Below are 8570 nucleotides of genomic sequence, written 5' to 3'. Positions count from 1 at the left end.
GTATAGTAAAACAGGTGATGTTGTGCATTTTATTTTTCATAAATTGTATGAAAACCCCAACATTTATTATAGAACCGGTATTTTTAGCATCTACTTTTACTCATTACCAGTTATAAAAAGGAACTACCATTTCGGCAGTTCCTTCGTGTCATATTATTTTCTCAGCTCGGCTAATAAATCGACAAAATCCTGTGGCAGTGGCGCTTCGAATTCTAAGTATTCACCTGTTACAGGCTGTATAAAACCTAACACCCCAGCATGTAATACTTGTCCACCAAAGTCGATTGTTTTCTTCGGACCATATTTTGGATCACCAACTAATGGGAAACCGATATAATTCATGTGGATACGAATTTGGTGTGTACGTCCTGTTTCTAAACGGCACTCTACTAGCGTATAATCGCCGAAGCGTTCAAGCACTTGGAAATGCGTCACAGCATGTTTACCACCATCCACGATCGCTTGCTTTTGGCGGTCTTTAGAGTCACGTCCAATCGGGGCATCAATTGTTCCTTTATCGTGCGCAATATGCCCATGTACAAGTGCTGTATATTTACGTGTGACCGTTTTCTCTACGAGCTGATTTACTAACCCTTCATGTGCGACATCATTTTTGGCCACCATCAGTAAACCAGATGTATCTTTATCGATACGGTGCACGATACCTGGGCGCATCACCCCGTTAATCCCTGATAAATCTTTACAGTGGTACATTAAGCCGTTGACAAGCGTTCCTGTCGTATGACCCGGTGCTGGATGCACAACCATACCACGGGGTTTATTTACTACTAATACATCTTTATCCTCATAAACGATTTCTAGCTGTAAATCTTCTGCTACAATTTCTAACGGCTCTGCTTCTGGTACCTCAATCTCAATGACATCGCCTGCTTTAACTTTGTACTTGGCTTTGACTTCCGCCCCGTTTACTTTAATGCGATTTTCATCAATCCAATTCCCAATTTGCGTACGTGACCATTCTGATTGCAGGCTCGATAATGCTTTATCTAGACGCTCTCCTGCATGTTGTTCTTCCATTGTATATGTTACGTTCATTTTTTCACCTTTTTCTTTTCTACTCGATCTTCTACCAAAATTGCAATTAATAGCATAACGACAGCAATTGTTAATGCGGCATCCGCAATATTAAAAATCGGGAAATGGTAGTTAACGACTGGAATCAATACATCCACAAAATCGACCACTTCTCCTAACAATAAACGGTCAATAAAGTTCCCGATTGCCCCACCTAACAGCAGCATTAAACTCACTTGGAAAAATGGTTTTCCCTTTGCCTCCGTATGATAAAAATAAATAATCGCGATAATAACGCCGATCGTCACAATCGTAAAGAGCCACATTTGCCCTTGTAGCATGCCCCATGCTGCGCCGCGATTTCGATGCGAAAGCAAACCAAACCACGGATCCCAAATAGCAATTCGCTCACCAAGCTCCATATTTTTAACGACCATCCACTTTGTTAGTTGGTCGAGTAAAATGACAATGATGGCAATTCCATAAAACCTTTTCACCTAGACGCCCCCTATATGCATATCTATCCCATTCTAACACAAAGGAATCACTTTCGAATAATGATGACAATAATATTTTTTGCTGTCCTATTCTTTTCGTCCATAAAAAAGATGCACAAAAGCTATGTGGCTTTCGTGCACCTTATATTAATGTTTACGCTGTTTCCATGAGACAAACGCCCAAATAAACAATAAAATCGCTTGCCCAAGTATCGTTTCCACGGTTGGATAAAAACCGATTGCACTCATAACAGGTAAAACATCCACAACATTTGTTGAGACGACATCTGTTAATTGTAGTGTATGGATACTTGTTCCGATAATTTTAAAGGCTAATATATAAATCATAATTGTCGCGACAAAGAAAAACTTATGAATCGGAATTTTCCCACTGAGCTTTGTTAATGCCAAAGCAACGATGATTAAAATAATAATGGCAATCACAATGCCTAAAACAAAGTCAAACATTTCGATTTTCGGAATAATACCCGCATAAAATAAAATGGTCTCTGCCCCTTCTCGGAATACCGATAAGAAACTAATAAAAGCCATCGCCAGCACAGACCCTTTTGAAATGGCATGGCCCATCTGCTTCGATAAATAAGTATTCCATGATTGCACAGTCGATTTACTATGGAGCCATACACCGACACCAATCATCATCATCGCCGCTGCAAGTCCTACCCAGCCTTCAATCATTTCACGATTTGTCCCTGATGTTAAAGAATCAAATACAACTGCTAGTAAAATTGCCATCCCAGCAGATAGAAGGATACCTGCTGCTGCCCCTGAATAAATCCATTTCACCATTCGTTCTTGATTAGAGCGCTTTAAGAAGGAAACGAGCACCATAATGATTAAAATCGCTTCTAAGCCTTCACGTAATAAAATTAATGCAGCATCCCAAAACGAATAGCTATCATCATTTTGAATTAGCTGAATTTCTTTTTTAAATGTTTGTAACTGCCCTTCGACTTCCTCTACTTTCGGTGTCGTTTGGGATAAACGACTGACTAAAATGGGAATATCACTTTCTAATTTATTATACAGCGAGCTATTGCGTGTCGACACTTCGATTTCTACATTCGGCCAAACAATGATGAACTCTGTTAAAGCATCTGCCGCTGTACGATAATCTGTTTGTTCGATGCCTTTTAGCGCATCATCGATTAAATCAATTAGCGTCTGCAATGAATAGCCCTTGTCTTCCACTACAATATCTTCACCGGTCATAAACTGTTCGATATACGATTTTAACGTCGTAAAATAAGAGTTGGCTAACGCGATATCCGGTGTTTCATTCGATAACGCAATGCGCATAAACGCTAATTGGCTTTCGATTTGTCCGTATAACCCAATACTTTGCGCACGTACCGGCTTTTCGTATTGGTTCCATTTGGTATCGAGCATTTTATAGGCTTCTTGGATTTTCTCCGTGTCATTTGTTAAGTAAGCCTCTTCCCATTGTGTCATAAACGGACTAAACTTCGAATAAAACGATTCACGCTCTGCTTTTTCATCAATCGGATTTTCTGCTAAGTCCAGAGCTGATAGTGCTTTTGACAACTGCGAAAGTGCCTTTACTCGAGACGCCGCATCATTTGCATGCATGACCGCTTCAATCGCCTGATCGGCCTCTGTCTTTGCTTCTACTTGCTCTGAGCTATACGTAGCCCACAATTGTTCAATTTCTTGAAGCGCCTGTTGAGCTTGCTCTTCATTTTGCTGGTTCGTATTAATGATTGCATCTGTAATTAACACGTATAGCTCGCTATAATCAGATGCTTTTGTAATAGGTGCGAAAAAGAGCAAGCTCATTACGACGATACTACAAACTTGTAAAAAGCGCTTCACCTAAATAACTCCCTTTTTTAACACCCGGTAGACAGGCAAATAATGCACTTCCCCGATGTGTAATATATTCATTTAATTTATCCATACGCCCTAAGCTGTTTTGAATATCGATGAACTGCTTCGGATGTTTTTGGAACGAGATAAACAGCAAGCCACTATCATAAGCCCCTGTTTCTGTTACAGTACCGGAAGCATAAGAGAATGGACGACGATAAATCGTTTGTTTCGCAAGACGTGATAAGTACACATGGGAGTTTTCTGGAATAACAGGCTCCCCTTCCACATCTTTTGCGAACACATCCGTTTCAGCAAACTCATCGGCCTGTCCGAATAATGCCCCATTATGTCGATAACGCCCAAATGTCATTTCTTGCTGATGTAGCGATGTACGATCCCATGTTTCTAAATGCATTTGTATTCTTCTAACGATTAAATACGTGCCGTTATTTAGCCAAGACTGAGTGTGATTGGATACCCATACATGCTCATCAAATTCACTCGTTGTTTTCGGATTAACCGTCCCGTCCTTAAAAGAAAATAAATTTCTCGGCGTACTACCATCTGTCGGCATCGACATAAAGCCCGATTGAGACCAATGCAACTGTACAACCCCACTACCGACACGTAGTAAATTACGTACCGCATGGAAGGCCACTTGCGGATCATCTGCACATGCTTGAATACATAAATCTCCACCTGTCCATTGCTTTTGTAGCTGGTCTTTCGGGAAATGAGGTAAATCCACTAATTCCGTAGGCTTTTTATTTTGTAGCCCTAATGAGGCATGTTCAAATAACGACGGCCCTACTCCGAATGTTAGCGTTAAATTCGATGCATCTAAATCAAATGACTCTCCTGTATCAACAGGTGGTACATGTTTAGTAGCATCCTCATCTTCAACGGATTGCCCTTGCATCATCCGTTCACTATAGCGCGTCCAATCTTGAAATAATTTTTGGAGTTGCGCTTTAGACTGTCCAACAAAATTGAGCGATGCAAAATATACATTGGATTGATGAGGCGTCGTAATGCCTGGTTGGTGCTTCCCATAAAACGCGACGGCATGAGTAGAAGCTTTTGGCGCCTCATCCTCTAGCATTTTCATCACACCACCAAGACCTGAGGCGCCAATTGCTGCGCCTGCAATCGCAAATCCAGAAAGCTTCAACATTTCTCGTCTCGTAATTTTTTCTGCCATATAAAAGCTCCTATACTATTCGATGACAATACCCATTTGACTTAATGGCTCACCTAATTCGTTTACTGCTGTTGCCAGTGCTTTTGTATCATCTTCTGTTAATACTTCGTATGACACATAACCACCTTTTCCGTCTTCATATTTCACTAATAAATCATTCATTGCACTAAATTTCTCATCTAACGTTGCTACTAAATCTGCATCTTTCGCTTCTAATTTCGGACGTAAAATCTCAAAAATTTTCTCTGCCCCTTCAATATTGGCTTTAAAGTCGTAAAGGTCCGTATGCGAGTAAATTTCCTCTTCGCCCGTAATTTTCGATGTGGACACTTCGTTTAATAGGTCAACAGCTCCTGTCACTAATAGCTCTGGTTCCACTTCCACTGTTTGTACAAGTGCATATAATTGTTTCACATCCACTAACAATTGATCGGCCACTTGCTCATAACCCGTTGTCGTATTTTCAACCCATAATGCATACTCTAGCTTGTGGTAACCTGACCACTCTTCCATCCCTTGCCCTTCTTCTTCTAAATCCGCTAAACGCCCGTCGATACGTGGATCTAAATCGCCAAAGCTTTCTGCAATAGGCTCTGAACGTTCAAAATACATACGTGCAGGCGCATATGCTGCCTTTGCTGCTTCAATATCACCTGATTTAAATAGGTTAACGAAGTTTTCCGTTTCAATAACAAATTTCTCCATTTGCTCTACCGCAAATTGTTGATATGCTTCTACTTCAGCTGACAAACTTACCTTTTCTGTCTCCACTTGCGCTGGCTCTACTGCATTTTCCTGTTCTTTTGTCGCCTCTTCTCCACAAGCTGCCATTAAAATACTACTCGCTACTAATAACGCTGATAATTTTTTGCTGAATTTCATTATGTCATATCCTTTCAATGCCTACTTGGCTATCAAACTATTTCATATTAAAGAATGATAATGATTATCACTCTATAAATCAAGAGGAAATTAAAGTTTTTTATAAATAATCATTCCATCGTTCGTTAACTAACAACGATTGTTTACTAGTGATACGGAGCAAGCATCAGCTATAAGATTGCTTCCAATGCTCTAGATGATTAATTAAAAAAAGCATGTAAATAAACGGAGTAATCCGCTTATTTACATGCTAAATAATTATTGGTAATACTTCTCTACAACTTCTCCACAACGTGCACATAATGTTGGGTGTGCTTCGTTCGAGCCAACTGTTTCAGAAATCGTCCAGCAGCGTTCACATTTTTCACCGTCTGCTTTTTCTACAACGATTGCTGTCTTATCTAAGACTAATGCATTTTCTGGCGCCTCATCTTTTGTACCAGCAACAACAAATTGTGAAACAATCGATAATTGTGCAAAGTCAATCGTTGCATCTTTTAGAAGCTCCACTGCTTCTTGATCTGCATATACAGATAATTTCGCTTCTAACGATTTCCCGATTACTTTTGCATTACGCGCTTCTTCAAGTGCTTTTAACACTTCATCACGAATCGCAATGACATTACTCCATTTTGCACGTAACTGTTCAAAGTTTTCTTTTTCATCTACTTCTGGGAAGTCTGTTAATTGAACAGAAGCTTCCTCAGCACCTAAGTAACCCCATAATTCTTCCGTCGTATGTGGAATAATTGGTGTTAGTACTTTTAATAACATTTGTAGCGTATCGTACATCACTGTTTGCATTGCACGACGATCTTGATTGTCTACACCTTCAATATACACAACATCTTTTGCAATATCTAAGTAGAATGAAGATAACTCAATTGCTACAAAGTTGTTGATTGTGTGATATACCGCTGAGAACTCATAACGGTCGTATGCCGTACGTACAGCTTTTAATACGTCTTGCATACGCATGTACATGTATTGATCCATTTCACGTAAATCTTCATACGCTACACGATCAGTCGCTGGATTGAAGTCTGTCACGTTCCCGTGTAAGAAACGAAGCGTGTTACGGATTTTACGATATACCTCAGAAACTTGCTTTAACATATCCATCGAGATACGCACGTCGCCTGTATAGTCAACAGACGCTACCCATAAACGTAAAATATCTGCACCGTATTGATCCATTACTTTTTGCGGAATAATCACATTGCCTAAAGACTTACTCATTTTACGACCTTCACCGTCTAATACGAAACCGTGCGATAGTAACCCTTTATATGGTGCGTAGCCATTAATCGCAACAGATGTAATAAGGGATGAGTTAAACCAGCCACGGTATTGGTCAGAACCTTCTAAGTAAAGATCTGCTGGGTATTTCATGCCGCGCTCTACTAATACACCTTGGTGCGATGAGCCTGAGTCAAACCAAACGTCCATAATGTCGTTTTCTTTTGTGAACTCGCCATTCGGACTACCTGGATGTGTGAAGCCTTCAGGTAATAATTCTTTCGCTGTTTTTTGGAACCAAATATTTGAACCATGCTCACGGAATAACTGTACGACATGTGCAATTGTTTCTGACGTAATGATTTCTTCGCCATTCTCCGCGTAGAATACTGGAATTGGTACCCCCCATGCACGTTGACGGGAAATACACCAGTCACCACGATCACGAATCATATTGTAAAGACGTGTTTCACCCCATGCCGGTGTGAATGTCGTATCTTCCACCGCTTGTAATAATTCATCACGGAATGCTTCAACTGACGCAAACCATTGTGGTGTCGCACGGTAAATAACCGGCTTTTTCGTACGCCAGTCATGCGGATAAGAGTGCGTAAAGAAGTTTAGTTTTTCTAATGCATCTACTTCTTGTAATTTTTCTGTTACTAATTTATTGGCATCATCATAGAAAATGCCTTCAAAGCCTGGTGCTTCCGCTGTGTAACAACCGCGGTTATCCACTGGCGATAAAACAGGTAAACCATACGCTTTCCCAATGTTAAAGTCGTCTTCCCCGTGACCTGGTGCCGTGTGTACACATCCTGTACCAGCTTCCGCTGTGACGTGCTCACCCACCATCACAAGTGAATCGCGATCATAGAATGGGTGTTGCGCTACAACACGGTCAAGCTCTTGCCCTTTTACTTCTTGAAGTACTTCATAAGATGCCCAACCAATTGCATTTGCCACATTTTCAAGTAAGTCTTTTGCAATGATGAATTTTTTATCTTCCACTGCTACGACTACATATGTGAATTCTGGGTTTACAGAAATCCCAAGGTTTGCTGGTAATGTCCAAGGTGTTGTTGTCCAGATAATAAATTTCGCATCCGCAGGAACGGCACCTTTTGCATCTTTAATCGGGAATGATACATAAATGGATGGTGATTTTACATCTTTATATTCAATTTCCGCTTCTGCTAGTGCTGATTCAGATGATGGTGACCAGTACACCGGTTTTAAGCCTTTGTAAATGTAGCCTTTTTCCGCCATTTTACCGAATACTTCGATTTGACGCGCTTCAAATTCCGGCTTTAATGTGATGTATGGATTTTCCCAATCCCCGCGCACACCTAAACGTTTAAATTGTTCACGCTGATTATCGATTTGCTCATACGCATATTTTTCACAAAGTTCGCGGAATTGTGCAACCGACATTTCTTTGCGATTAACACCTTTATTTGTTAATGCTTGCTCAATTGGTAAACCATGTGTGTCCCAACCTGGTACATAAGGTACATGAAAACCAGTCATTGAACGATGGCGATTAATCATATCTTTAATCACTTTGTTTAGCGCATGCCCGATATGGATATCACCGTTTGCATACGGAGGGCCATCATGTAATACGAAATGCGGACGATCCTTTGTACGTTCATTTACTAATTTGTTAATATCCATTTCATTCCACTTCGCTTGGATTTGCGGCTCTTTTGTTGGCAATCCTCCGCGCATCGGGAAATCTGTTTTTGGCATTAACAACGTGTCTTTATACTCTACCATTCGTAATCCTCCTGTTATTTGTTTACATGCAAAATAAAAAGCCCTTCATCCCAAAAAGGGACGAAAAGCTGTCTTTTCGTGGTACC

At 40.4% G+C, this 8570-nt stretch carries 6 protein-coding genes and 1 other annotated feature (1 of these 7 only partly in view); all 6 genes read right to left on the bottom strand.

Translation table 11 applies throughout. The annotated features are described in order from the left end of the window. Positions 1-153: 153 nt before the first annotated feature. A complete protein-coding gene (locus AC3II9_RS20000) occupies positions 154-1056 on the bottom strand; it encodes an RluA family pseudouridine synthase (protein WP_489158299.1) in 903 nt (300 codons plus the stop codon). Continuing rightward, positions 1053-1532: a signal peptidase II gene (gene lspA / locus AC3II9_RS19995; protein ID WP_489158297.1), complete on the bottom strand. Its 480-nt coding sequence runs from the start codon at positions 1530-1532 to the stop codon at positions 1053-1055. The genes AC3II9_RS20000 and lspA overlap by 4 nt, the downstream gene beginning before the upstream one ends. A 147-nt stretch (positions 1533-1679) precedes the next feature. Further along, positions 1680-3386, bottom strand: a complete 1707-nt coding sequence (locus AC3II9_RS19990; protein ID WP_489158295.1) for an FTR1 family iron permease — start codon at positions 3384-3386, stop codon at positions 1680-1682. After that, the gene (efeB, locus tag AC3II9_RS19985) at positions 3361-4584 is read right to left on the bottom strand and encodes an iron uptake transporter deferrochelatase/peroxidase subunit (protein ID WP_489158293.1); all 1224 of its coding nucleotides are present in this window, start codon (positions 4582-4584) and stop codon (positions 3361-3363) included. The genes AC3II9_RS19990 and efeB overlap by 26 nt, the downstream gene beginning before the upstream one ends. Positions 4585-4599: 15 nt before the next feature. Continuing rightward, positions 4600-5466: an iron uptake system protein EfeO gene (efeO, locus tag AC3II9_RS19980; protein ID WP_489158291.1), complete on the bottom strand. Its 867-nt coding sequence runs from the start codon at positions 5464-5466 to the stop codon at positions 4600-4602. A 258-nt stretch (positions 5467-5724) separates the two neighbouring features. Next, the gene (gene ileS, locus AC3II9_RS19975; RefSeq protein WP_489158289.1) at positions 5725-8484 is read right to left on the bottom strand and encodes an isoleucine--tRNA ligase; all 2760 of its coding nucleotides are present in this window, start codon (positions 8482-8484) and stop codon (positions 5725-5727) included. A gap of 53 nt (positions 8485-8537) precedes the next feature. Next, positions 8538-8570 (bottom strand) — a binding site (T-box leader); it runs 190 nt beyond the window's last position.

This window comes from Lysinibacillus sp. RU7 (assembly GCF_057837305.1).
This window is presented reverse-complemented; position numbering and strand designations above follow the sequence as displayed.